General features: G+C 66.2%; 1 pseudogene. It reads left to right on the forward strand.

Annotated elements, in window-relative coordinates:
• Positions 1-234 (forward strand): annotated as a pseudogene (locus OGL93_RS22185) (sugar-binding protein); the annotation flags it as partial.

Raw genomic sequence — 234 nt, forward strand, 5'->3', positions numbered from 1 at the left:
CTGTACTACGGCAGCGGCCACCTGCACCAACTCAACCTCGACGGCCAACTGATCAGCGACATGGAGCGCGACGACCTGCACCGCGAGGTGTTGCGCACCCAGGGCGCGCTCACCAGTTGCTTCGGCTACGACGCCATGGGCCGCAAGGCCTGGCAGTACGCCTCGAAGCTGGCCGCCGATAAGCTCTCGCGCATCCACAACCCCGGCATCCACCCCGAGCTGTACGTGGACCAC

The sequence above is a fragment of the Pseudomonas sp. RIT-PI-S genome (genome assembly GCF_025642975.1).
Classification (GTDB): Bacteria; Pseudomonadota; Gammaproteobacteria; order Pseudomonadales; family Pseudomonadaceae; genus Aquipseudomonas.